This window comes from Streptomyces sp. NPDC053493 (genome assembly GCF_044544825.1).
Classification (GTDB): Bacteria; Actinomycetota; Actinomycetes; order Streptomycetales; family Streptomycetaceae; genus Streptomyces.
In genome coordinates this window covers 630434-654560 of record NZ_JBITXS010000003.1, presented here as the reverse complement: position 1 = coordinate 654560, position 24127 = coordinate 630434, and the positions used below count along the sequence as shown (strand labels likewise).

At 74.5% G+C, this 24127-nt stretch carries 19 protein-coding genes; 9 read left to right on the top strand and 10 right to left on the bottom strand.

Going from position 1 to position 24127, the window contains the following annotated elements; genetic code table 11:
- The first annotated feature begins 60 nt into the window (after window positions 1–60).
- Entirely contained in the window at window positions 61–885 is an 825-nt protein-coding gene (locus ACIGO8_RS12750) for a VOC family protein (protein ID WP_399728210.1), read from the top strand.
- Window positions 886–1022: 137 nt separating this feature from the next.
- Here the strand turns inward: ACIGO8_RS12750 and ACIGO8_RS12745 are convergent, their stop codons facing one another.
- Complete coding sequence (locus tag ACIGO8_RS12745) at window positions 1023–2093, bottom strand: enoyl-CoA hydratase/isomerase family protein (protein WP_399728207.1); 1071 nt, start codon at window positions 2091–2093, stop codon at window positions 1023–1025.
- Window positions 2094–2218: 125 nt separating this feature from the next.
- On the opposite strand from ACIGO8_RS12745, the gene ACIGO8_RS12740 reads away from it, so the two are divergent.
- The 3 genes from ACIGO8_RS12740 to ACIGO8_RS12730 all read left to right on the top strand — a co-directional run bounded on the left by ACIGO8_RS12740 (window position 2219) and on the right by ACIGO8_RS12730 (window position 6324).
- On the top strand, window positions 2219–2701 hold the full coding sequence (locus tag ACIGO8_RS12740) for an SRPBCC family protein (protein WP_399728205.1): 483 nt from the start codon (window positions 2219–2221) through the stop codon (window positions 2699–2701).
- Window positions 2702–2801: 100 nt separating this feature from the next.
- Window positions 2802–5576, top strand: coding sequence for a SpoIIE family protein phosphatase (locus tag ACIGO8_RS12735; RefSeq protein WP_399728202.1), 2775 nt, complete (start codon window positions 2802–2804; stop codon window positions 5574–5576).
- 166 nt (window positions 5577–5742) lie between these two features.
- On the top strand, window positions 5743–6324 hold the full coding sequence (locus tag ACIGO8_RS12730; protein ID WP_399728200.1) for a TetR/AcrR family transcriptional regulator: 582 nt from the start codon (window positions 5743–5745) through the stop codon (window positions 6322–6324).
- A gap of 10 nt (window positions 6325–6334) precedes the next feature.
- Here the strand turns inward: ACIGO8_RS12730 and ACIGO8_RS12725 are convergent, their stop codons facing one another.
- Both ACIGO8_RS12725 and ACIGO8_RS12720 read right to left on the bottom strand, forming a co-directional pair.
- Complete coding sequence (locus ACIGO8_RS12725) at window positions 6335–7666, bottom strand: phosphoribosyltransferase family protein (protein ID WP_399728197.1); 1332 nt, start codon at window positions 7664–7666, stop codon at window positions 6335–6337.
- 47 nt (window positions 7667–7713) lie between these two features.
- Complete coding sequence (locus ACIGO8_RS12720; RefSeq protein WP_399728194.1) at window positions 7714–8874, bottom strand: CapA family protein; 1161 nt, start codon at window positions 8872–8874, stop codon at window positions 7714–7716.
- Between the two features lie 255 nt (window positions 8875–9129).
- Here ACIGO8_RS12720 and ACIGO8_RS12715 point away from each other — a divergent pair, with 255 nt between their 5' ends.
- Entirely contained in the window at window positions 9130–10458 is a 1329-nt protein-coding gene (locus tag ACIGO8_RS12715; RefSeq protein WP_399728191.1) for a serine hydrolase domain-containing protein, read from the top strand.
- Between the two features lie 29 nt (window positions 10459–10487).
- Here the strand turns inward: ACIGO8_RS12715 and ACIGO8_RS12710 are convergent, their stop codons facing one another.
- Window positions 10488–11210 carry a hypothetical protein gene (locus ACIGO8_RS12710; RefSeq protein WP_399728188.1) on the bottom strand — a complete coding sequence of 241 codons (723 nt, stop codon included), beginning with the start codon at window positions 11208–11210 and terminating at the stop codon, window positions 10488–10490.
- A gap of 212 nt (window positions 11211–11422) precedes the next feature.
- Here ACIGO8_RS12710 and ACIGO8_RS12705 point away from each other — a divergent pair, with 212 nt between their 5' ends.
- On the top strand, window positions 11423–12070 hold the full coding sequence (locus ACIGO8_RS12705) for an NADPH-dependent F420 reductase (RefSeq protein ID WP_399728185.1): 648 nt from the start codon (window positions 11423–11425) through the stop codon (window positions 12068–12070).
- A 16-nt stretch (window positions 12071–12086) separates the two neighbouring features.
- Here the strand turns inward: ACIGO8_RS12705 and ACIGO8_RS12700 are convergent, their stop codons facing one another.
- Window positions 12087–13523: an aspartate ammonia-lyase gene (locus ACIGO8_RS12700; protein ID WP_399728183.1), complete on the bottom strand. Its 1437-nt coding sequence runs from the start codon at window positions 13521–13523 to the stop codon at window positions 12087–12089.
- Window positions 13524–13598: 75 nt separating this feature from the next.
- Window positions 13599–14639, bottom strand: coding sequence for an asparaginase (locus ACIGO8_RS12695; protein ID WP_399728181.1), 1041 nt, complete (start codon window positions 14637–14639; stop codon window positions 13599–13601).
- 108 nt (window positions 14640–14747) lie between these two features.
- On the opposite strand from ACIGO8_RS12695, the gene ACIGO8_RS12690 reads away from it, so the two are divergent.
- The 3 genes from ACIGO8_RS12690 to ACIGO8_RS12680 all read left to right on the top strand — a co-directional run bounded on the left by ACIGO8_RS12690 (window position 14748) and on the right by ACIGO8_RS12680 (window position 17898).
- Window positions 14748–15203 (top strand): Lrp/AsnC family transcriptional regulator, encoded by a 456-nt coding sequence (locus tag ACIGO8_RS12690; RefSeq protein WP_399728178.1) that lies wholly within the window; start codon window positions 14748–14750, stop codon window positions 15201–15203.
- A 376-nt stretch (window positions 15204–15579) separates the two neighbouring features.
- Complete coding sequence (locus tag ACIGO8_RS12685) at window positions 15580–17061, top strand: hydrolase (protein ID WP_399728174.1); 1482 nt, start codon at window positions 15580–15582, stop codon at window positions 17059–17061.
- 36 nt (window positions 17062–17097) lie between these two features.
- Entirely contained in the window at window positions 17098–17898 is an 801-nt protein-coding gene (locus tag ACIGO8_RS12680) for an endonuclease I family protein (protein ID WP_399728171.1), read from the top strand.
- Between the two features lie 32 nt (window positions 17899–17930).
- Here the strand turns inward: ACIGO8_RS12680 and ACIGO8_RS12675 are convergent, their stop codons facing one another.
- The 4 genes from ACIGO8_RS12675 to ACIGO8_RS12660 form a co-directional block, all read right to left on the bottom strand.
- Window positions 17931–19523, bottom strand: coding sequence for a protein kinase (locus tag ACIGO8_RS12675; protein ID WP_399728169.1), 1593 nt, complete (start codon window positions 19521–19523; stop codon window positions 17931–17933).
- 6 nt (window positions 19524–19529) lie between these two features.
- Window positions 19530–20309 (bottom strand): serine/threonine protein kinase, encoded by a 780-nt coding sequence (locus ACIGO8_RS12670; RefSeq protein ID WP_399728166.1) that lies wholly within the window; start codon window positions 20307–20309, stop codon window positions 19530–19532.
- Window positions 20310–20551: 242 nt separating this feature from the next.
- Window positions 20552–22615 (bottom strand): family 43 glycosylhydrolase, encoded by a 2064-nt coding sequence (locus ACIGO8_RS12665; protein WP_399728163.1) that lies wholly within the window; start codon window positions 22613–22615, stop codon window positions 20552–20554.
- A gap of 39 nt (window positions 22616–22654) precedes the next feature.
- Window positions 22655–24121, bottom strand: a complete 1467-nt coding sequence (locus ACIGO8_RS12660; RefSeq protein WP_399728159.1) for a hypothetical protein — start codon at window positions 24119–24121, stop codon at window positions 22655–22657.
- Between the last annotated feature and the right edge of the window lie 6 nt (window positions 24122–24127).

Sequence of the window (24127 nt, the reverse complement as noted above, 5' to 3'; positions counted from 1 at the left end):
CCGCGAGTGGCGGAGGCGGGGCGTCCGGGCGAGGGTGGCTGGGAGGGGACTGCCGTACGGATGCCGAACGGGAATGAGGTGAGCCGGGTGCCGCTGACCGCGGATGAGCCGGGAGCGCCCTGCTGGCTGAGTCTGGCGGCGCGCGATCTCGGCGCGGCGGAGGAGTTCTACGGAGCGGTGCTCGGCTGGACGTTCCGGCACGGACCGCTCGGCCACGGCTTCTCGGTGGGCGAGCGGGGCGGGGTGCCGGTGGCCGGGATCGGCGAGGTGGCCTTGCGGATGGGTGTGCCGGTGGCCTGGACGGCGTATTTCGCGGTGCCCGACGCGGACGCGGCGGTGGCCCGCATCCGGGAGCGGGGCGGCACGGTCGGCGTGGGGCCGGTGGCCTTTCCGCCGCGGGGCCGGGCGGCGCTCGCCACCGATCTGGAGGGCGCGGCGTTCGGCGTCTGGGAGGGCCGGATCTCGTCGCGCTGGCGGATCGGCGAGCGGCACGCCCCGGCCTGGCTGGAGCTGCACACGCGGAACGCGTTCGACGCGGCCGTCTTCTACGGCGGTGTCCTGGAGTGGCTCGACGCGGCGGGACGCTTCGAGGTGGCGTACGAGGACGAGCAGGTGGTGCTGCGCCACGGGGGCGAGGCGATCGCCCGTCTGAACAGCGGCCCGGTGGACGCGGCCTCGGCCCAGCCGCAGCTGCGCCCGCGCTGGCTGGTCCACTTCCGCGTCCCGGACCTGGAACGCGCGACCGAGGCGGTCCTCGCGCACGGCGGTTCCCTGGTTCCGGAGGCGGACGGCTGGACGGCGTCGACGAGCCGCCGCACGACGGTGCGGGACCCGCAGGGCGGTCTGTTCACGCTGGACGAGTCGGACGACGGCGAGGACGACTGAGGGACGCCGGCCCCACGGGGCCAGGGGGGAGGCCGGGCGCCGGAGCTCAGGCTCCGGCATCGGGGCTATGCGTCTCGAACTCCCGCGCCCCTTCGTCCGTGCCCGTCCGCCCTGACCGTCCTACGGCGCCATGCGGCCTACGGTGCCACCAGGCCCAGTTCGCCCTCCGCCCGCGGTGCGAACCAGCGCTCGGTGTCCTCGGGCGTCACCTCGGCGAGTGTCGCCGGGGTCCAGTGCGGGTCGCGGTCCTTGTCGACGACCTGGGCACGGATGCCCTCGGGCAGGTCGGGCGAGGTGAGGGCGGCGCAGGAGAGGCGGAACTCCATGTTCAGGGCGGCTTCGAGGGAGTCGAGGGTCCGGGCGCGGCGGATCGCGGCCAGGGTGGCCTTCAGGGCGGTGGGCGAGCGGGTGAGCAGGACGCCGGCCGTCTCCTTGGCCTCCGGGACGCCCGAGTCGGTGAGGCGGCCGACGATCTCCTCGACGGTGTCGGCGGCGTAGCAGTCGTCGATCCAGGCGCGGTGGGCGGCCAGCTCGCCGGCCGGTGCCGGACGGGCGAAGCGGGCGACGGCCTCCGCGGCCGGCTCGCGGGTGAGCGCGTCGGCGAGGGCCGGCAGGTCGGCGGACGGCACGTGGTGGTCGGCGAGGCCGGCCAGGATCGCGTCGGCGGCGCCCGCCTGGGCGCCGGTGAGCGCGAGGTGGGTGCCGAGTTCGCCGGGAGCGCGGCCGAGCAGCCAGGTGCCGCCGACGTCGGGGACGAAGCCGATACCGGTCTCGGGCATGGCGACCCGGGAGCGTTCGGTGACGACGCGGACGGAGCCGTGGCCGGAGACGCCGACGCCGCCGCCCATCACGATCCCGTCCATGAACGCGACGTACGGCTTGGCCAGGCGGGCGATGCGGGCGTTGAGCCGGTACTCGTCGCGCCAGAAGTCCACCGTGGCGGTGCCGCCGGCGCGGGCGTCGTCGTGGATGGCCCGGATGTCGCCGCCCGCGCACAGGCCCCGCTCGCCCGCGCCGCGTATGACGACGGTGGTCACGGCCGGGTCCTTCTCCCAGGCCGTCAGCGCCTCGTCGATGGTGCGGACCATCGCGTGGGTGAGGGCGTTGATGGCGCGGGGCCGGTTGAGGGTGAGGAGGCCGGCGCGGCCCTCGGTGCGGACGAGGACGTCCGGCTCGGGGCGGCCCTGCGGGAGGTCGGTGACCGGCATGCTGTGTCCTTCCGGCGTACGGAATCGGTCCTGCGTCATGGTCCAGCGAAACGATCTTCTGTCCACCGTAGCCTCCGTCCGCTACCGTACCCGCGGGTAACACGGCCCATCGAGGGGAGCGGACCATGGCACGGCAGTGGAGTCTCGAGGAGTCGGTGCTGGTCGACGCGGACCGCGCCACCCTGTACGCGCTGGTGGCGGACCTGCGGAACATGGGCCGCTGGAGCCCCGAGTGCCGCGGCGTGTGGGTCCCGCGCCCGCCGCTGCGCACCGGATCGCGGTTCGTCGGCTTCAACCGGCGCGGCCCGTTCCTCTGGTTCACCACCGGCCGGGTCACCACGGCCCGCCCGGACGAGGAGTTCGTGTTCGACGTGGGCGTCTTCGGTCTGCCGATCGCGCGCTGGGGCTACCGCTTCGAGCCGGAGGGCGCCGGGACCCGGGTCACGGAGACCTGGCAGGACCTTCGGACCGGTCGCGGCGCCGGGCTCGCGAACCTGCTCGGCACCATGTTCGCGGGAACGAACCCCGAACGGCGCATCGCCGTGAACCGGGCCGGAATGCGCACCACCCTCGCGCGCCTCGCGCGCGCCGCGGCGCCGGCCGGCTGAATTCGTCGCTCTGCGTGGCGGGCTCCCGTTTCCCCTGCGGGCACCGCCGGGGGCAGCATGGAAGGAAGCCCCCGGCGAGCAGGGCGGGAAGGAGCGCACCGTGACGCGAGGCGCGGACCGCTCCCGCGATGGAGCGCGGGAACGGCCGACCGGGCTGCGGAGCGTAGCCGGGCAGGTCTTCGCCCTGCAGGCGGTCATCGCGCTGCTGCTCATCGTCGCGGCGGCGGTCGCGCTCGTGGTCCAGGACCGGTGGGACGGCGAGCGCAACGCCCGCAACCGTTCGCTGGCGGTGGCCGAGACCTTCGCCCACGCGCCCGGCCTCGCCGACGCGCTGCGCTCGAACGATCCGACGGCGCTGCTCCAGCCGCGCGCCGAGGCGGCCCGGGTCGGCTCCGGCGTCGACTTCATCGCGGTGCTCGCGCCGGACGGCGCTCGGTACACCGACTCCGATCCGTCCCTGATCGGCCAGCGGGCCAGCGGCGACATAGGGCGGGCGCGGGCGGGCGAGTCCTTCACCGAGGTCTTCCACGGTGCGCCGAACGACGCCGTGCGGGCGGTCGTCCCGGTCCGGGACGACCAGGGCCACGTCGTCGGCATGGTGACCAGCGGCATCGAGGTCGCGACGGTCGGCGACACGGTCGAGGCGCGGTTGCCGCTGCTGCTCGGCGCGGCCGGCGTGGCGCTGGCGCTCGCGGTCGGCGGCGCGGGCCTCGTCAGCGCCCGGCTGCGGCGGCAGACGCACGGCCTGGGCCCGGCGGAGATGACCCGGCTCAAGGAGCACCACGAGGCGGTGCTGCACTCGGTGAAGGAGGGCGTGGTCATCGTCGCGGCCGACGGGCGGCTGCTGCTCGCCAACGACGAGGCGCGCCGGCTGCTCAAGCTGCCGCAGGACGCCGAGCGGCGCCACGTCCGCGAGCTCGGCCTGGAGCCGCGTACGGCGGCGCTGCTGCTGTCCGGGCGGGCGGTGACGGACGAGGTGCACCTCGCCGGTGACCGGCTGCTCGCGGTGAACGTCCGGCCCACCGGCGACCGGGCGGGCGGCAGCGTGATGACCATGCGCGACACGACCGAGCTGTCGGCGCTGACCGGGCGGGCCGAGGTGGCACGGGGCCGGCTGCGGCTGCTGTACGAGGCGGGGACCCGGATCGGCACGACGCTGGACGTCGTACGGACGGCGGAGGAGCTGTCGGAGGTGGCCGTGCCGCGGTTCGCCGACTTCGTGACGGTGGAGCTGCTCGACCCGGTGGTGCGCGGCGAGGAGCCCTCGGGCGCGTTCACGGAGATGCGGCGGACGGCGCTGAGCGGGGCGACCCCGGAGACGCCGCTGCAGCCGGTGGGCGATCTGATCCGCTTCGTGGTGCCGACCACGCCGATGGCCGAGGCCCTGCAGGAGGGGCGGGCGATCCTGCAGACGGACCTCGCCGAGGCGCAGGGCTGGCGCGCCCAGGACCCGGAGGGCGCGCGCCAGGCGCTCGCGTACGGGCTCCACTCGCTGCTGACGGTGCCGCTGCTGGCGCGCGGGGTGGTGCTCGGGATGGCGAACTTCTGGCGCGGCCGGGACACGCCGGAGCCGTTCGGCGAGGAGGACCTGTCGTTCGCGGAGGAGCTGGCGGCGCGGGCGGCGCTCGCGATCGACAACGCCCGCCGGTTCACGCGCGAGCACACGATGGCGGTGGCGCTGCAGCGCAGTCTGCTGCCGCGGGTGTTGCCGGAGCAGAGCGCCATGCGGGTGGCGTTCCGCTATCTGCCGGCGAAGGCGGGAGTGGGCGGCGACTGGTTCGACGTGATCCCGCTGCCGGGCGCGCGGGTGGCGCTGGTGGTCGGCGACGTGGTGGGGCACGGGGTGCACGCGGCGGCGACGATGGGCCGGCTGCGGACGGCGGTGGGGAACTTCTCCACGCTCGATCTGCCGCCGGACGAGCTGCTGAGCCATCTGGACGAGCTGATCGACCGGCTCGGCGAGGAGCACGAGCCGGAGGGCGGCGACGCGGACGGCGAGGGCGTCGCGTCGAACGGCGGGCCGGAGGGCACGGCGGGCGCCACCTGTCTGTATGTGATCTACGACCCGACGACGGGCGTCTGCACGATGGCCAGCGCCGGCCATCCGGGGCCCGCACTGGTGCGGCCGGACGGCAGCGTGGAGTTCCCCGCGGTGCCGTCCGGGCTGCCGCTGGGCCTCGGCCTCGGCGATCCCCGGCCGTTCGCCTCGGCGCGGCTGACCCTGGAGCCGGACAGCAAGCTGGTGCTGTTCACGGACGGCCTCCTGGAGGACCGGCGCCGCGACTACGACGCCGGGCTCGAGCTGCTGCGCAAGACGCTGGCGCGGCCCGACCGCACTCCCGAGCAGACCTGTGCGGACGTGCTGGCGGCGCTGCTGTTCCCGGTGCCGGACGACGACATCGCGCTGCTCGTGGCGAGCGCCCGCCGGATCGACCGGGACCGGATCGCGGAGTGGGAGGTGCCGAGCGATCCGTCGGCGGTGGCGCCGGTGCGGGCCGCGGCGGCGGAGCGGATCGCGTCGTGGGGCCTGGAGGACGCGGCGTTCACGGCGGAGCTGGTGCTGAGTGAGCTGATCACCAACGCGATCCGGTACGGCCGGCCGCCGGTGCGGGTGCGGCTGGTGTACGACCGGGTGCTGATCTGCGAGGTGTCGGACGGCAGCAGCACCTCGCCGCACCTGCGGCACGCGACGGACACCGACGAGGGTGGCCGGGGCCTGTTCCTGGTGGCGCAGTTCGCCCAGCGGTGGGGCACCCGCTACGCGCGGCGTGGCAAGACGATCTGGGCCGAGCTGCCGACCTCGCCGAACGGGCCGTCCGTCGACCTGGCGGGTCCGCTGTTCGACCCGGACGCCCTGGAGGACCTCGCCTGGTGAGCACGCCGCCCGGTGAGCACCTCGCCCGGACCTCGCCCGGTGAGCACGCCGCCCGGAGCACGCCTCGCCCTCGGGAGCGTCGGTCCGGTCCTCCCGCCCCCGTCCACTCCACCCGTAGTACTCTCCCTGGAGTACGAACGCGGTTCCGGTGACGGGAGTGATCAGGGTGGCGCGCAGGAACCCGGAGCGCCGGGCGGCGCTCGTCGACGCCGCGATCGAGGTGCTCGCCCGGGAGGGCGCGCGGGGCCTCACCTTCCGCGCCGTGGACACCGAGGCGGCCGTCCCGCCCGGCACCGCCTCCAACTACTTCGCCAACCGCGACGACCTGCTGACCCAGGCCGGCGCCCGCGTCTACGAGCGGCTCCAGCCCGACGAGGCGACCATCGAGCGCCAGCGGACCGCGGGCCGGGACCTGGAGACGTACACGCTGCTGATGCGCGAACTCGTCACCCGGGTCAGCTCCTTCCGCACCGGCTATCTGGCTCTCCTCGAACTGCGCCTGGAGGCCACCCGGCGCCCGGAGCTGCGCGCGGTGCTCACCGAGCGGGTGCGGGCCGACGTCGACGCGAACGTCACCTACCACGAGGCCTCCGGCCTGCCGGGCGACGGGACCGCCGTCAAGCTGCTCATCCTGGCCCTCAACTGGCTGATCGTCGAGCAGCTGACGCTTCCGGACGTCTTCCCCGAGGAGGAGCGCGAGGCGCTCATCGCGGCGGCGGTCGACCGGATCGTCGGCGCCGGCGGCTGAGCGGGCCGCCTCAGAGGCGGTCGGCGAACCAGTCCGCCGCCAGCCGGCCCACCCGCTCCAGGGCGCCCGGCTCCTCGAAGAGGTGGCCGGCGCCGGGCACGGTGACCAGCCGGTGTTCGCAGCGCAGCCGCCGCTGTGCCTGCTCGTTGAGGTCGAGCACCACGGGATCGGCGCCGCCGACGATCAGCAGCGTCGGGGCCGTGACCTCGGGCAGGCGCGCGTCGGCCAGGTCGGGACGGCCGCCCCGGGAGACGACGGCGCCGACGGTGCTGCCGGGCTCGGCGGCGGCCCACAGCGCGGCGGCGGCGCCGGTGCTGGCACCGAAGTAGCCGGTGCGCAGCCGGGCGGTGGAGGGCCGGTCCGCGAGCCAGTCGCCGGCCTGCCGGAGGCGCTCTGCGAGCAGGGGCGTGTCGAAGACGTTGGCCCGGTCGTCGGCCTCCTCCTCGGTGAGCAGGTCGAACAGGAGGGTGCCGAGTCCGGCGCGGTTGAGGGCGGCCGCGACGGCCTGGTTGCGCGGGCTGTGCCGGCTGCTGCCGCTGCCGTGCGCGAAGAGCACGAGACCGGTGGCGCCTTCGGGCACGGTGAGCCGCCCGCCGACCTCTCGCCCGCCCAGCGGGATCCTCACCTCGACGTCCCGGGCCTCGACGTCCTCGGCCTCGACGTCCTGGGCCTCGACGTCCTGGGCCGAGCCGCCGCCGCTTCCCGTGCCGCCCCGCCGCAGCCGCAGCGCGGCGACGACCTCCTCGTCGGGCGTCTGCGCGAAGTCCGCGTAGAACTGGCCGATCGCGTAGAAGCTCACGGGTTCGTGCACGCAGTACGTCTCGTCGGCGGCGGCGCCGACCCGCGTGGTCCAGCCGCGGGGTGCGACCGGCACGGCGAGGACGATCCGTCCGGCGCCCCTGGCCCGTACCACCCGGCAGGCGGCCAGGGAGGTCGCGCCGGTCGCGAAGCCGTCGTCGACGACCACCGCCGTACGGCCCGTGAGGTCGGACGGCTCGCGGGCGCCGCGGTAGCGCCGGGCGCGTTCCTCCAGGACCGCCCGCTCGCGCCGCTCGACCTCGGCCAGGTCGCGGTCGGAGACGCCGGTCTGCTCGATCACCTGGTCGTTGAGGACGCGGACGCCGTCCTCGCCGATCGCGCCCATGGCCAGCTCGGGCTGGAAGGGCACGCCCAGTTTGCGTACGAGGCAGATGTCGAGCGGCGCGCCGAGCGCGTCGGCGACCTCGGCGGCGACGGGCACTCCCCCGCGCGGCAGCCCGAGTACGACCGGGTCGCGCCCCTTCAGCTCCCCGAGTCGTCCGGCGAGCCGGCGTCCTGCGTCGGTGCGGTCGGTGAAGTACATCTCCTGCTCGCCTTCCTGCCCGCCCTGGCACGGTCCCTGACGGTCCGTCACCCGGGCCGGGCGGTGAGGGCCGGTCCGCCCGGATCCGCTCCCGAGGCGCCGGCGGAAGCGGCTTCCGGGGAGGCGGTCAGGGCGATCCGCATGCCGAAGGGACGGCTGATCCGGTCGAGCACGTCGCGGAGCCAGCGCACGTCCGGCTCGGGCGCGCGCTCCAGGCGCAGCCGGCGGCTGCGCAGCGGCACCAGGCGCACCTCCTCCAGGGCGCCGTCCTCGGTGCGGACGGACACCAGGTGGAGGAGCCGCAGGTCGTCGCGGTAGCGCTCCTGTCCGGTGATGCCCTCGTAGTCGTTGACGAGGTCGCCGCAGCCGTGCAGGACGAGCCTGCCCCGGTACGCCTCCAGGGGCCGCGGGTGGTGCGAGGAGTGTCCGTGCACGATGTCGGCGCCGGCGTCGACGAGGGCGTGGGCGAAGGAGACCTCGGCGCGGCCCGGGGCGTAGCCCCAGTTGGAGCCCGCGTGGACGGAGACGAGCACGAGGTCGCCTGGGCGCCGTTCGGCGCGCAGCCGGGCGGTGAGCCGGGTGGCGGCCTCGTCGTGCGGGCCGGCGGCGAAGTGGACTCCGCCGCGCCGGGCGGTGGCGGCCCAGTCGCGGGGCACTCCGCTGGAGGCGAGGCCGAGCGCGAAGACCAGCAGGCGTCGCCCGCCGGGCAGCGGGACGGCCGCGGGGCGGCGGGCCTCGCCGGCGTCCCGGCCGGCGCCCGCGGTGCGCAGTCCGGCGGCGGCGAGGGCGTCGAGGGTGTCGTCGAGTCCGCGCCGGCCGTAGTCGAGGACGTGGTTGTTGGCGAGGACGACCACGTCGGGGCGTACGGCGGTCAGCGCGGGCAGGTTGGCCGGGTCCATGCGGTAGTGGACGGACTTTCCGGGGACGGGCACGGCGTGGCGGGTGACCGCGGTCTCGAGGTTGACCACCCGGGCGTCGGGCCGTGCGGCGTCGACGAGTTCGAGGGCCTCGCCCCACGGGTAGCCGGGCGGAGCCCGCCGCGGCACCGCTCCGGAGCGGGCCTCGGCGAGGGCCACGTAGTCGCGGGCGTCGCGGACGTACGGCTCGGGCAGGGCGGGGTCGAGCGGGTGGGGAAGGATCTGGTCGACTCCCCGGCCGAGCATCACGTCGCCGCAGAGGAACAGTCCGGTCAGACCGCCGTCGCCCATACACCCAGGGTAGTCCCGGGCGGTACCCGGAAAGTCCTGCCTTCCGATGATCATGATCGTTCCCGGGGAGGACGCGCGGCCGGGCCCTCGGCGGCGAGGATGGTCGGTCCGCGCAGCCGCACGGATGCGCGGACCGACCGACGGAGGGGACCTTCCTTGACGCGCTCCACGCGTACCACGCACACCACGCGCACCGCCCGTACCGCCGGCTTAGCCGCCGGGAGCGCCGCCGCCCGGCCGGCCCGTACGACGGCCGTGGTCTCCACGGCCCTGCTCGCCCTGACCCTCGGGGTCCTGCCCGCCCAGGCCGCCGACGCCGCGGGGACGCCGGCGACCACGGCCGCGGCCACCGCCGCGGCGGTGGCCCGCCGCCCGGCCCTGGACCGCGAGTCCCTGCGGTCCACGCTCGACGCCTTCCACACCGCCGGCATGTACGGCGCGTTCTCGGCGGTCCGGGACGGCTCGGAGCGCTGGCGCGGCGCCACCGGCGTCGCCGACCCGGCCACCGGGCGGCCCATGGCACCCGGCTTCGAGCACCGGATCGGCAGCATCACCAAGAGCTTCACGGCCGTCGCCGTCCTCAAGGAGGTGGAACGCGGCCGGATCGACCTGGACGCGCCGGTCGGCCGCTACCTCCCGGACCTCGTGACCGGCGAGCGCGCCGAGAAGGTCACGGTCCGGATGCTGCTCAACCACACGAGCGGCATCCCCGACTACGTCCTGCCCGCCTTCCCCGGGCTCCTGCAGGACCCGGGGAAGACCCTGGACGACAACCGGCTGCGGCACGTCGAGCCGGAGGAGCTGGCGCGCCTCGGCCTCGCGGCGCCGCCGGTCGCGCCGCGTGGCACCTGGTCGTACGCCAACACCAACTACGTCCTGGCGGGGCTGGTCCTGGAGCGGGTGACGGGCCAGGACCCGGAGGCGTACATCACGCGCCACGTGATCCGCCCGGCGGGTCTGCGGCACACCTGCTTCCCGTCCTCGCCGTCGCTGCGCGGCCCGCACGCCGGCATGTACGAGGCGTTCTACGGCTGGATCGATCCGCCGCGCGACTACAGCACGTACGACATGTCGTGGGCGGGCACCGCCGGGGCGCTGGTGTCGACGACGGACGACCTCAACACCTTCTACCGCAAGCTCCTGACCGGGAAGCTGCTCGGCCCGGCCGCGCTGCGCGCGATGAAGACGACGGTGCCGGTCTACGAGACGCAGCCGGGCGAGGAGGCCGCGATGCGCTACGGCCTCGGTCTCTACACGCTGAAGATGCCGAGCGGCGGCTGGTACTGGGGCCACGACGGCGCGGTCTTCGGCGCCGGGACCTGGGCGCTGTCCACGGAGGACGGCCGCCGCCAGGTCGCGATCGGCTACAACCTCATGAAGTACGGGCGGCTCGACGAGCAGGGCCGTCCGCTGCCGGAGCCGATCACCCCGGCGCTGTACGCGTACGTGGACGGCGCCCTGAGCGGCGGCGCACGGCCGCCGGCCCAGGCCCCGGCCCCTGCCCCGCGGACCGTCGCTCCGGCGCCGGCCGCCCTGCCGCCGCTGGTCGACCAGCTGCCGGGCGTCGCGGCTCCGCGAGGCTAGTCCGGGCCACGGCTCAGGCCCGACCCGGCCTAACGGCCCGCCCGGGCCGCGCGGCGGATGGTGGCGTCCACGAGGGCGAGGGCGTCCGCCGCGGTCCGGCCCGGGGCGCGGTTCCAGGGGCCGATGAGCTCGGTCCAGCCGCGCGAGCGGAGCTCCTCGAGCATCCAGGCACCGGCCTCGTTCATGGTGGCGGCGCTGCCGTGGCCGAGGCGGTGGGCGGCGAGCATCGCGCCGCAGACGCAGCGCGCGCCGCGGGCGTCACGGAGTTTGTACGGGGTGTTCTGCCAGCCCCATTCGGTCAGGACGCGCCGGGCGTGCGCGAGGTGGACCGACGGGCGCACGTCCGGGGCGCCGATGCGGCGCCAGGTGTGCAGCCGGTCGGGCAGGATGGCGCCGAGCCGGCCCGGGAGCGGCCGGCCGGCGGGCCCGGGCGGTGGTGCGGGGCGGGTGTCGAGGGCCGCGAGGGCGTCGGCGACGAGCCGGTCCACCGGGACGGAGAGCAGGCGCCGCCAGTCCTGGCCGTCGGTCTCCTCGGGCGCCGGCGGGGTCTCGGTCCAGCGGGCGACGATCTCGCGCCAGGCCTCGGTGTCGCGCAGCGCGGCGGCCTCACGGTCCAGGGCGTCGAGCGCGGCGGGCGCGTCGGAGGCGGCGTACGCGTCGGGCGCCTCCGAGGCGGCAGGCGCGGCGTACGCGGCGAGCGGGGCGGGCGCGTCGGAGAGGGTGGTCGGGGCGGCGACGGCGGGGCTCGGCATGCGGGCGACTCCACGAGTGATTCGATCCTCTTCGGGATGAATGTCGGCTTTGTCGCACACGCACTTGAGTCCTGGCCCGCCGCGGGCGGCCGACGCGGGCAAACGGCGCGGGCGGCCGACGCGGGCGAACGGCCCGAATGCGCGGCGCCGCGGCCCGTGAGGACATACGGTCGCCCCCGGGGTTCCCCTCCGCGACGAAGGAGCACACACGCATGAGGATCGCCGTACTCGGCACCGGCGAGGTCGGCCGGCGGCTCGCGACCGCGCTGGTCTCGCTCGGCCACGAGGTGACGCTCGGGTCGAGGACCGCGGATCACGCGGGCGCGACCGCGTGGGCCGCGGAGCACCGCGCGGCCCACGGCACGTTCGCCGGGGCCGCCTCCGGCGCCGAGCTCGTGGTCAACGCGACCGGCGGTCTCGTCTCCCTGGCGGCCCTGGAGGCGGTGGGCGCGGAGAACCTGAAGGGCAAGGTCCTCCTCGACGTGTCGAACCCGCTCGACCCCTCCGAGGGCATGCCGCCGAAGGTCGTGACGCCGGAGGGCGGCAGCCTGGCCGAGCAGATCCAGCGGACCTTCCCCGAGGCCCGGGTGGTGAAGTCGCTCAACACCATGGCGAACGCGGTGATGGTCGACCCGTCCCGGGTCCCGGGCGATCACTGTGTCTTCGTCTGCGGCGACGACCCGGAGGCGAAGGCCGTCGTCAGCGGCCTGCTGCGGTCCTTCGGCTGGCCGGAGGCGCGGATCGTCGACCTCGGCGACCTGTCGGGTGCCCGCGGCGCCGAGCTGCTGCTGCCGTTGTGGCTGCGGCTGTACGCGAGCCTGGGCACCACCGACTTCAACTTCGCGGTGCTGAAGGCCTGACCGGTCGGGCGAGCGGTCAGTTCAGCGACCCGGTCGCGCCCGTCAGGCGTTCCGGCGTGAGCAGCTCGGCGAGCCGCTCGGGCGGGAGCAGACCCTTCTCCAGGGTGAGTTCGGCGACCGAGCGGCCGGTGGCGAGGGCCTCCTGCGCGATGGCGGTGGCCGCCGTGTACCCGAGGTGCGGGTTGAGGGCGGTGGCGAGGCCGATGGAGTTCTCCACGCTCGCCCGCAGTGCCTCGGTGTTGGCGGTGATGCCGGTGACGCAGCGCTCGGCGAGGGTGAGGCAGGCCGCCCGGAGCGAGATGAGGCTCTTCGACAGGGCGTGGAAGATGACCGGCTCGAAGGCGTTGAGCTGGAGCTGGCCGCCCTCCGCCGCCATGGTGATCGTCATGTCGTTGCCGATGACCTCGAAGGCGACCTGGTTGACGACCTCGGGGATGACCGGGTTGACCTTGCCGGGCATGATGCTCGAACCGGCCTGCACGGGCGGCAGGTTGATCTCGCCGAAGCCGGCGCGCGGACCGGAGGAGAGCAGCCGCAGGTCGTTGCAGGTCTTGGAGAGCTTGACGGCGATCCGCTTGAGGACGCCGGAGAGCTGGACGAAGGCGCCGCAGTCCTGGGTGGCCTCCACCAGGTTGACGGAGGTGACCAGGGGCAGGCCGGTGATCTCGGCGAGGTGGCGGCGGGCGGTCTCGGCGTAGCCGGGGGCGGCGTTGAGGCCGGTGCCGATGGCGGTGGCGCCGAGGTTGATCTCGTGGATCAGCTCGATCGCCTCGGCGAGGCGGCCGCGGTCCTCCTCCAGCATCACGGCGTACGTGGAGAACTCCTGGCCGAGCGTCATGGGCACGGCGTCCTGGAGCTGGGTGCGGCCCATCTTGACGACGCCGCCGAACTCGACGGCCTTCTCGGCGAAGGCGTCCTGGAGCACGGCCATGGCGCGCAGCAGTTCGCGGGCGGCGCCGATGGCGGCGATGCGGATGGCCGTCGGATAGACGTCGTTGGTGGACTGGCCGAGGTTGACGTCCTCGTTGGGGTGGAGGCGGGCGTAGTCGCCCTTGGCGTGGCCGAGGATCTCCAGGGCGCGGTTGGCGACGACCTCGTTGGCGTTCATGTTGGTGGAGGTGCCGGCGCCGCCCTGGACGACGTCCACGACGAACTCGCCGTGCAGCGCGCCGCCGCGGATCTCGCGGCAGGCGGCGACGACGGCGGCGGCCTTGTCGGCGGGCAGCAGGCCGAGTTCCTCGTTGGCGAGGGCGGCGGCCTCCTTGACGGCGGCGAGCGCGTCGACGAGCTGCGGGTAGACCGAGATCGGGGTGCCGGTGATGGCGAAGTTCTCGGTGGCGCGCAGGGTGTGGACGCCCCAGTACGCGTCGGCGGGCACGTCACGGTCGCCGAGCAGGTCGTGCTCGCGGCGGACCGGCGCTTGCGGTGCGGTGTGCTGTTGTGCGGGGATCACGGTGACGGTGCCTTACGCGTGGGAGGAGGCGGCGGTACGGGGGCGGGGGCGCCGGCGGGGTGGGCCGGGGCCCGGTCAGTGGGCGGCGGCGAGGGCCGGCTCGGCGCGGACCGGGCCTTCGAGCAGGGTGCGCAGCAGGGCGGTGCGGCGGTCCTGGGAGGTGCCGTCGGCGAGGAGCGCGGCCAGCAGGGCGATGCGGGCCTGGCCGGGGCGGAGGGTGCCGGCGAGGACGGCGCCGGCGGCGGCCAGGTCGACGGCGCCGCCGCCGGTGTAGACCTCGGCGACGGGGCCGGAGGCGACGCGGGTGGAGAGGACGACGAGGACGCCCTGGTCGACGGCGCGGGCGACGGCCTCGGCGATCTCGGGAGTGGCGTTGCCGGCGCCGGTGCCGACGAGGACGATGCCACGCGCTCCGGCGGCGACGGCCGCGTCGAAGAGGACCGGGTCGGCGTCGGAGTGGTGCATGACGATGTCGACGCGGGGCGCGGGCCGGTCGTCGGCGGGCAGCGGGAGCGGCGCGGGGCGCTCGGGTTCGCGCTCGATGTCGACCTGGCCGAAGCCGAGCCGGCCGACGCGCTCGCCGGAGGGGTCGGCGAAGGGGTCGGCGGCGAGCGTCTTGGTCTTGACGGTGCCGCGGGCGGCGTGGACGAGGCCGTCGAAGACGACCAGGACGCCGAGGCCGTGCACGGTGGCGGCGACCTGGAGGGCGTCGTAGAGGTTGCCGGGTCCGTCGCCGTCACCGGTGCCGAAGGGCCGCTGGGCGCCGGTGAAGACGACCGGGCGCGGGTCGGAGTGGTGCAGGTCGAGGAAGAACGCCGACTCCTCGAGGGTGTCGGTGCCGTGGGTGACGACGATGCCGTCGACGCCGGGGTCGGCGAGCGTCTCGTGGACGGTGCGCAGCAGGGCCAGCTGCCGGTCGGTGGTCATCCGCGAGCTGTTGACGTTGAAGAGGTCGACGACCTCGACGCCGACGTTGTCGGGGACGGCCGCGGTGGCGACGACGTCGTCGCCGGAGGCGTCGGCGGCGTATCCGCTGCCGGTCCAGCGGCTGGCTATGGTGCCGCCGGTGCTGATGACCACGATGCGGCGCGGCCGTGCGTCGCGCGTCCACTTCATGACAGTGCTGTCCTTCCCTGGGGTGCGCGGCAACGATAGGTCAAGGGGTGCGCAATGCGATTGCGAAATCGCCCTCGGATTGTGAACGCAGTGGTGGATAATTGCGCCATGGACAGGATTGATCTTCAAATCTTGCGCGAGCTCCAGCAGGACGGCCGGCTCAGCAACCAGGAGCTCGCCAACCGCGTGGGCCTGAGCCCCTCGCCCTGCATGCGCAGGGTCCGCCAGCTGGAGCAGGACGGCGTGATCCAGGGCTATCGGGCGGTGATCGACCCGGACGCCGTCGGCCGGGGCTTCGAGGTGCTCGTCTCGGTCGAGGTGAAGCGCGACCGGGCGACCGTGGAGGCCTTCGAGGAGGCCCTGCAGGACATCCCCGACGTGATCGAGGCGTACCGCCTGTTCGGCAGCCCCGGCTGTCTGCTGCGGATCGCGGTGGCCGACCTCGCGGCGTACGAGCGGCTGTGGATCGAGCGCCTGACGACCCTCGCGGGCGTCACGGAGGTGAACTCCCAGATCATCATGAAGCGGGTCAAGGAGCCCCGCGGACTTCCGGTCGAGCGCTGACCGTACGACGTCCGGTCATGGAGGCGCCGGAGTCCGCGGCCTCCTCTTGACGGGCTCCGTCTCCTCCGGCCGGGGCTGCGGCGGTGACCCCACGGCGAGAGGAAAAGCGGCGGCCGCCTACCAACTCCCCGTCCTCGCAAGGCGGCACTCAACGACGCCCGTCCGGACGCGGCGGGCGTCACGCGCGCGGCGTCCCCGCCGGCGGCCCGTCATCTTCCGTACGGAGCAGGGCGTTCCATAGGCGCGATCTGGTCATGTACGGTTCAACCGCGCGTGATGTGGACGTCCGATCCCCGACGTTCTACGCGCGCAGAGTGGGCGCCCGCACCGCCTCTCCGCCATATCGCCTCAACACCCCCTCACGGAGGTCTGACGGATGCTCGGACTCAGAAGGTCCACCCGCCGCCTGGTCACGCTGACCGCCTTCGGCGCGCTGACGGCCGCGGCCGCCGCGCCCGCCATGGGCGCTCCCGCGCTCGCCGCGCCGGAGTCCGCCGGCACGGCGCAGGCGGCCGTCGCCGCCGGGCCGCTGCGGGTGCTGTTCGACAACTCCAAGGGCGAGACGGCCGGCAACGCCGACTGGATCATCGGCACCGCCCAGCCCGACCCGCTCGCCCAGAACGCCTCGCCCGCCGTCGAGACCGACTGGACCGGCGCCCTCTCGGCCTGGGGCGTGGCGCTGCAGAAGACCGGCCGCTACTCGCTCAAGACGCTGCCCTCGGGCGGCACCATCACCTACGGCACCAGCGCCGCCACCGATCTGCAGTACTTCGACACCTTCGTGCTGCCCGAGCCCAACGTGCGGCTCGCCGCGAGCGAGAAGACCGCGATCCTGACGTTCGTCCAGAACGGCGGCGGCCTCTTCCTGGTCTCCGACCACACCGGCGCCGACCGCAACAACGACGGCTGGGACGCGGTCGAGGTCATCAACGACCTGATGTCCGACAACGGCGTCGACGACACCGACCCGTTCGGCTTCACCGTCGACACCGGCACCGTCCAGACGGACAACCCGCGCGCCGTCACCGACACCGCCGATCCGGTCCTCAACGGCGCCTTCGGCAAGGTGACCGGCAGCATCATCCGCAGCGGCACCACCGTCACCCTCAAGCCCGCCGACAATCCCGCCGTCAAGGGCCTGGTCTACCGCACGGGCTCCTCCGGCACGACCGGCGCCTTCTTCGCGACCAGCACCTTCGGCAGCGGGCGCGTCGCCGTCTGGGGCGACAGCTCGCCGATCGACGACGGCACCGGCCAGTCCGGCAACACGCTGTACGACGGCTGGAACGACACCGCCGGTACGAACGCGGCGCTCGCCCTCAACGCCACCGACTGGCTCTCCAAGGCGACCACCGGCGGCGGTGGCGGCGGAGGCGGCGGCACCTGCACCGCCGGCCAGCTGCTCGCCAACCCGGGCTTCGAGTCCGGCGCCACCGCCTGGACGGCCTCGTCCGGCGTCATCACCGACGACCCCGGACGCCCGGCCCGTACCGGCTCGTACAAGGCCTGGCTGAGCGGCTACGGCTCCGCGCACACCGACACCCTGTCCCAGACGGTGACGATCCCGGCGGGCTGCACCACCGCCTCGCTGTCCTTCCACACCCGCATCGACACCGCCGAGACCACCACGACCACCGCCTACGACACGCTCAAGGTCCAGGTCCTGAACAGCGGCGGCACGGTGCTCTCCACGCTCGCCACCTACTCCAACCTCAACGCGTCGAGCGGCTACGTCCAGCGCGCCTTCAGCCTCGCCGCGTACGCGGGCCAGACCGTCACGTTGAGGTTCACCGGCACGGAGGGCTCCCAGCTGCAGACCTCCTTCGTGATCGACGACACCGCCCTCACCGTGGGCTGACGCCCTCCTCCCCCACCACCCTCAGAAAGGGACCCCATGTCCGTTGCCCAGACAGGCGGATGGAAGGTGTGGGCGGCCGTCTCGGCCGCTCTCGTCGGCCTCGGCCTCCCCACCGTCGCCGCGACTCCCGCGAGCGCCACGACCACCGCGTACGACAGCACCTACTACAAGAACGCGGTCGGCAAGACCGGCACGAGCCTGAAGTCCTCGCTGCACACCATCATCAGCAGCCAGGACAAGATCTCGTACGACGCCGTGTGGAACGCCCTGAAGGTCACCGACCAGGACCCGAACAACAGCAGTAACGTTCTTCTGCTGTACAGCGGCACCTCGCGCAGCAAGTCCCTCAACGGCGGCAGCGTCGGCGACTGGAACCGGGAGCACGTCTGGGCCCAGTCCCACGGGAACTTCGGCACCTCGGCCGGTCCCGGCACCGATCTGCACCACCTGCGCGCCGCCGACGTCCAGGTCAACAGCATCCGCGGCAACAAGGACTTCGACAACGGCGGCAGCCCGGTCAGCGGCGCGCCCGGCAGCTACACGGACAGCAACTCCTTCGAGCCGCGCGACGCCGACAAGGGCGACGTGGCCCGGATGATCCTCTACATGGCCGTGCGCTACGAGGGCGACGACGCCTTCGCCGACCTGGAGCCCAACGAGTCGACCACCAACGGCAGCGTGCCCTTCATGGGCCGCCTCTCGGTCCTGAAGCAGTGGAACGAGCAGGACCCGCCGAGCGCCTTCGAGGAGCGGCGCAACGACCTGATCTACGGCACGTACCAGCACAACCGCAACCCGTTCATCGACCACCCGGAGTGGGTCGAGGCAATCTGGTGACCCGACGGTGAGACGGGCCCGGACGGCCGCTCCTACGGAGTAGGGCAGCGGGGCAGGTTCGGGCGGTCCTTCGTGCGGACGGCCGGGAGCCAGGCCGTGGCGGGAGCCGCCGCGGCCTGGGAGGCCTGGGTGCGCGGGAGGCGGATCCGGAACCAGACGGTGGAGATCAGGTCCTCCTCGTCGATGACGGGCAGGCCTTCCGGCAGCCGGCACTCCGCTTCGAGGACGTCACCGTGCCAGACCCGGGTCGGTACGACGTTCTCGGCCGTGTAGGGCCGCAGCGGGTCGATCGCGAGGCCCAGGCTGCACTGCCGGTCGCGGTCCGTGCGGTCCTGGCAGCCGCGCTCGGCGTTGAACACCCGGACCTGGGCCGGCTTCCGGCCGGAATCGTCCGCGGCGAAGTGCGCCGCCGCCCCGAGCACGGCGCCCGCCGCCGCGCAGACACCGGCCGCGAGCAGGGCGACGGCACGCCGACGCCGGCGGCCCGGGCGAGGCCGGGCGGTGCGTGGCCGGCCCGGCGCGGGCCGGGCGGCGGAGAGTGGTTCCGTCGCGGGCCGGGTGGTGTGCGGCCGGTCGGTCGTGGGGCGGTGCGCCGCCGGGCGGCCCGTGTCGGGCCGCCCGGCCTCGTGGGCCCGGATGCGGGCGAGGAGGCTCTCGGCCGTGTGCGGGGCGCGGGCGGCATGGGTGGGTGCGAGGCAGTCGGCGGCGAGGTCCCGCCAGAAGTCCGGCAGGGCGTGGTCCATCCGTAACGGCGCGCGGCCCTCGGCGTACTCCTGCACGGCGGCGCCCCGCGCCGTCGGCGTGGCGCCGGGGAACGGGAACGCGCCCCGCGCGAACACCTCGTGGACGACGATGCCGAGCGCCCAGACGTCGGCGCTGGGCCGGACCTGGACGCCCCGCTCGGCGAGCGGCTCCCGCCACCGCTCGGGCGGCAGGTAGTCCAGGGTGCCGACGGGTGCGGTCCAGCCGTGGGTGCCGGTGAGTTCGATGGCGAGGCCGAAGTCCGCGAGCCGCACCTCGCCGTCCCGTCCGATGAGGATGTTCTCCGGTTTGAGGTCGGTGTGCACCCAGCCGCTGCGGTGCAGATGGGCCAGGCCCTCGCAGATGCCGGCGACGAGCCGGCCGCCCTCGGCCTCGGTGACGCCGGTGGCGAGCAGCTCGCGCAGGCTGCATCGGGCGCGTTCCATGACGAGGACGATCGCGCCGTCGAGGGACGGCCGGTCCGGGGCGCTCAGGACGAGCGAGTCGAGGAGCCGGACGAGCCTCGGATGGCCCGCGGTGCGGCCGAGTTCGACCTCTCGGCGGGCGGATTCGGCCACGTTGCGGGCCTGGCGCGGCGCGAGCCCGGCGGTCGGCATGACCTTGAGGGCGACCTCTTCCCCGAAGTCTTCCCCGACGTCCTCCCCGGGGTCCTCCCCGAGGTCCTCCCCGGGGTCTTCCCCGAGGTCTTCCCCGGCCGCTCCCCCGCGCTGCCTCCGCCGGTCCGCGGCCCGCCCCGCGTAGACCGTGGCCCAGCCGCCCGCGCCGATCGGCTCCTCGACGGTCCAGGCGCCGATCCGGTGGCCGCGCGGCAGGAGTTCGGGCCCGTCGCTGTCCCACGACACGGCCGGGTCGTGCGTGGTCACCGCGCCCTACCGCCCTCGCTCGGCCGGCTCGGCGCGCGGCGGTAAGAGGGCGAGGTGCTCCTCCCGTACGATCCCGAACTTCAGGGCGAGGCCGACGACGGCCTCGCGCTTGCCGTTCCTGCGGTCCGCCCGGCCGGCGGAGTCGGCCGCGGGGGCGCCGATGCGGAGCTTCTCGTCGGCGAGGTAGTCGATGTGCGCGCTGACCGCACGGGCGGTGATCCTGGCGCGGGCGGCGTGGCCGCGGAGCCGTTCGACGACCTGCGGGGTGGTGGGCACGGCGGCCGGTGACCGGTCGCGCAGCCAGGGCTCGCAGAGGGCGACGAGGACGAGGAAGTACGTGGCGGTCTCGTCGAGCGAGTACGCGGTGAGGGTGCGGCTCTCCCAGGAGCCGCCGCCGAGCGCGTGCGGGTCCAGATAGACGTGGTCGGGCGCGAACACCTGGAAGGAGACCGGCGTGTCGCGGCGCGAGGGCAGCACCACGCGGGAGAACTCGAACGGGATCGGCGCGCCGACCCGGCGCGGCGGCACCCTGAGGTACTCGCCGGCGCCTTCCGGGTTCTCCACGAGATAGCCATGGGTGGTGCTGAGGTTGCTGAGCTGCCAGTGGTCGTCGGTCGCGCGGATCTCGCCGGCCAGACGGGACACCGCCTCGTCGGCGAGCCGGAGTTCGACCGGTGTGCGCGTCGAGCCGCGCCCGAACCGCGCGCGCTCCCCGGGACCGAGCCGCAGGGTCAGCGCGTCGCCGCCGCCGTTGCCCTCCGGCAGGTGCACGACAATACCCCTCACCGCTCCCCCGTCCCCGTTCCGGGTGTCGACCCGCCTTGCCCGACACACCGAACGTTACCGCCTGCGCACGCGGATTCACCGCGTGGCATCGGCCACTTCGGGCGGGGACGAACGGGGTGTCGCGGGAACCGCGGGGAGTGGGAAGGAGCTCAGGACACCTCGGAGCGCTTCCGGGCACGCCGGAACACCTCGAGGCGCTTCCGGGCACGCCGGGAACACCTCGGGGCGGCTCAGGCTCGGGCTCAGGTGGCCACGGCTCGGTCTCCGAACGCGGTCCAGGGCCGCCAGCCGCCGCTCGGCCGTTCCTGTACGCGGGTGCGCACCCGGCCTTCGGCGGTGACGGCGAAGACGTGGACCCGGCCGGTCGCGTCGGCCGCGGCGGACGGGGTGCGGGCGAGCACGACACCGGGTTCGCCGAAGTCCTCGGGCGCGCTCCAGGCACCGCCGGGCGCGAGCTGCCAGCGGTGGTCGAGCCGTTCGCCGCCGGGAGCGAGGGTAAGGGCCTCCAGTCTTCCGTCGGCGCCGGCGACGAGCAGCGGTGCCGCCGCCGACCAGCCGAACAGCGGCTGCCAGTCGTCCCATCCGCCGCTCGGCACGGACTGGCGCCGCTGGAAGGCCGCCACTCCGGAGGGGCCGACGGCGGTGACGGTGAGGCGGCCGCTGCCGTCGCGCGTCACGCGCGGCGCCGCGCCGGCCGCGGTGCCGAAGCGGCTCCACGGCGCCCAGGCGCCGCCCGGCGTCTCCTGCCAGCGGTGCAGGAGCGCCGCGCCGCCGGGCGCGAGGGCGAACACCTCCAGGCGGCCGTCGGCGTTCGCCGCGACGACCGGCGGCGCTCCCGCCGGGCCGCCGAAGCCCGCGTCCCACGGGTCCCAGGTCAGCGAGCCGGGCGACCCCTGGCGGCGCCGGGCCACGAGGGTGCCGGCGGGGCTCAAGGCGAAGACCTCGAGCCGGCCGTCGGCGTTGCGGGCGACGGCGGGCGCGGCGCCGGCCGGACCGCCGAACTCCTCCCAGTCGTACCAGCCGCCGTCCGGCCGCTGCACCCGGTGGTGCAGGTTGACGCCGCCGGGAGCGAGCGAGAAGACCTCCAGGCGGCCGTTGACGTTGCGGCCGAGCGTGGGGACCGCGCCGGCCGGGCCGCCGAACTCCTCCCAGTCGGACCAGGTGTCGGTGTCCGGATCGAGCTGGACGCGCCGGAGCATCGAGCGGTCGCCGGCGGCGAGCGCGAACACGGTCAGGCGGCCGTGCACGTCCAGGGCGGCGACGGGGTCGTCCGGGCTCTGCCACACGGGTGGCGTGTCCTGCCAGCGCAGCGGCGCCACCGACAGGCCGCGGTGGAACCAGCCGGCGGCGCTCGCGTACCACCGCTGCCCGTCGGTGACCGGTTCGACGGCGTGGCCGGGCACATGGCCGGCGTAGCCGTCGAGGGTGAAGCGGAAGGGATCGCGGGAGGCGAGCACGTCGGTGCCGTCGTAGCCGCCGCGCGGCCCGATGAACAGGTAGTACCAGCCCTCCCGTTCCACGACGTACGGCGACTCGGTGACCGAGACGCCGGTGGCGGTGGTGCTCTCGTCGGCGAAGGCGGTGCCGGGCCCGCTCCAGTGCAGCAGGTCGGCGGAGCGGCGGTGGCAGACCAGGTGGTGGCCGTCGGCGGAGAGCTCGGTGTAGTACATGACCCACTCGCCGCCGATGCGCAGGACCATCGGGTCGCGCGCGGCGATGCCGCGGAAGAGCGGGCCGGAGGGCACCCGGGTCCAGGTGAACAGGTCGGTGGAGGTCGCGAGGTTGATCGCGGCCCCGGCCTCGCCGCCGGCGGCGTAGAACATCCGGTGGAGGCCGTCGGCCGCGACGACGTGCGGGGCCCAGAGGTGCTGTTCGCCGTGGTAGGCGGGGTCCACGGTGAGCGCGTCGGGATGGGTGGTCCACGGGCCGTACGGGTCGGGGGCGGAGGCGTGCGCGAAGGCGATCTCGGCGGCGCTGTCCGGCGCCTCGCCGGGTGCCGCGCTGTCGCCGACGATGCCGAACAGGTGCCAGCGGCCGTCGGCCCGGACGAGGGTGTGGTCGTTGAGGTAGCGCCGCCGGCCGGCGGTGGAGGGGTCGTACACGGGAGTGAGGGGGCCGGCGTCGATCCAGCGGTGCGGCGGGTCGGCGGCGGAGAACGGCGTGGGTGCGGTGGCCGCGGTGGCGGCCGTGGCGGCGGTGGCGGCCGTGGCGGCGGTGGCGGCCGTGGCGGTACGGGCCGGGAGCGGGAGCACGAGCGCTCCCGCTCCGGCCGTACGCAGCAGGCGCCGCCTGCTGATCGGATGCATGACTCTTCTCCGGAGGGACCAAGGCGGTCCCGGGCGGGGTCAGTTGACGGCGGGACCGGACGTCGAGTTCAGCCAGGCCCAGTCGGACCAGGTCGCGAAGCCGGTCTGCCACTTGTGGTAGACGCCGGCGCCGCTGGTGCCGAAGACCTCGATCCGGCCGTCGGCGTTGGCCGCGGCGGTGACTTCCGCGCCGCCGGTGCCGAAGGACTCCCACTGGCCGTACGGCGCGTTCACGCCGGTCTGCCAGAGGTGCTGGGCGACGCTGCCGTTGATGGCGAAGACCTCGACCCGGCCGTCGGGCGAGCGTTCGCTGCTGAGCTGGGAGTCGGCGGGGCCGCCGGTGGGCTCCCAGTCCGACCAGCTGGTCGCGCCGGTCTGGTACTTGTGGAAGACGCCGACCGGACCGGAGGCGAAGACCTCCAGACGCCCGTCCTGGTTGTGATCCAGGGTCAGGTCACGACCGCCGCCGCCGAAGTTCTCCCACGCCGACCAGCCGCCGTTGACCGCCGTCTGGTACTGGTGCTGGAACACGTCACCGTTGAGCGCGAAGACCTCCAGCCGACCGTCCGGCGACTTCTCCATCTCGATCCGGCCGTTCGCCGGACCACCGCCCGCGGACTCCCACTCCGACCAGCCGCCGTTCGCCGCCGACTGATACCGGTGAAACACCCCCACCGGCCCGGACGCGAAGACCTCGAGCCGACCGTCACCGTTCGCACCCACGGCGATGTCCTTGCCGCCACCACCGAAACTCTCCCAACCGGACCAGCCGCCCGACGGCGAGAGCTGATACCGGTGCTGGAAGGTGTTCCCGTTGATCGCGAACATCTCCAGCCGGCCGTCCGCGTTCGAACCGATCGCCAGCTCCGCGCCACCCGGACCACCCAAGGGCTCCCACTCCGACCAGGCACCGTTGACACTCGTCTGCCACGCGTGGTGCACACCGTCCGCACCCGCCGCGAACACCTCCAGACGACCGTCCGCCGACCGCGCCGACACCACCCGCCCCGACTCCGCCGGATAGACCAGCGGCCGAGGTCCGGGTTCGTGGTGGCCGAGCCGGTCCACGGCGGCCTGGGCCTCGTCCATGTGCCGCCAGTGCATGCCCTGGTTGTAGGTGGACCAGGGCTGCCAGTTCGTGCCGCCGTTGGAGATCTCGAAGGCGGCGTTGGCGTTGCATTGGGCGTCGTAGGCGCAGGCGTCGTCGACCTCGGGGTGCCAGTAGTCGTTGATCTGCCACAGACCGCGGTCCCTGGACGGGGGCGTGTTGTTCTGGACGTTGGTGGCCGACGGGTTGCAGCTGGACTCCGCGAGGGCGACGGCCACGGCGGTGACCAGGCTGTCGCCGCGGAAGCCCGCGTCGTAGCCGGTCCGGGCGCACAGGTCGCTCGGCGCGGCGTAGGCGGGCGAGGCGCCGGCCAGGACGCCCGCCGCGAGGAGCAGCGGGACGAGCGCCGACAGGACGACGCGGTGGGGCGCTCTGCGAGCGCGCTGCACGGTACTCACCTGCTG

Bases quoted from the DNA above. Each gene is read 5' to 3' on its own strand.
- ACIGO8_RS12705 (WP_399728185.1), top strand. From the start codon at position 11,423: ATGAGGATCGCCGTACTCGGCACCGGCGAGGTCGGCCGGCGGCTCGCG.
- ACIGO8_RS12745 (WP_399728207.1), bottom strand. From the start codon at position 2,093: ATGCCGGTCACCGACCTCCCGCAGGGCCGCCCCGAGCCGGACGTCCTC.
- ACIGO8_RS12710 (WP_399728188.1), bottom strand. From the start codon at position 11,210: ATGCCGAGCCCCGCCGTCGCCGCCCCGACCACCCTCTCCGACGCGCCC.
- ACIGO8_RS12740 (WP_399728205.1), top strand. From the start codon at position 2,219: ATGGCACGGCAGTGGAGTCTCGAGGAGTCGGTGCTGGTCGACGCGGAC.
- ACIGO8_RS12665 (WP_399728163.1), bottom strand. From the start codon at position 22,615: ATGCATCCGATCAGCAGGCGGCGCCTGCTGCGTACGGCCGGAGCGGGA.
- ACIGO8_RS12680 (WP_399728171.1), top strand. From the start codon at position 17,098: ATGTCCGTTGCCCAGACAGGCGGATGGAAGGTGTGGGCGGCCGTCTCG.
- ACIGO8_RS12685 (WP_399728174.1), top strand. From the start codon at position 15,580: ATGCTCGGACTCAGAAGGTCCACCCGCCGCCTGGTCACGCTGACCGCC.
- ACIGO8_RS12725 (WP_399728197.1), bottom strand. From the start codon at position 7,666: ATGTACTTCACCGACCGCACCGACGCAGGACGCCGGCTCGCCGGACGA.
- ACIGO8_RS12690 (WP_399728178.1), top strand. From the start codon at position 14,748: ATGGACAGGATTGATCTTCAAATCTTGCGCGAGCTCCAGCAGGACGGC.
- ACIGO8_RS12750 (WP_399728210.1), top strand. From the start codon at position 61: ATGCCGAACGGGAATGAGGTGAGCCGGGTGCCGCTGACCGCGGATGAG.
- ACIGO8_RS12720 (WP_399728194.1), bottom strand. From the start codon at position 8,874: ATGGGCGACGGCGGTCTGACCGGACTGTTCCTCTGCGGCGACGTGATG.
- ACIGO8_RS12695 (WP_399728181.1), bottom strand. From the start codon at position 14,639: ATGAAGTGGACGCGCGACGCACGGCCGCGCCGCATCGTGGTCATCAGC.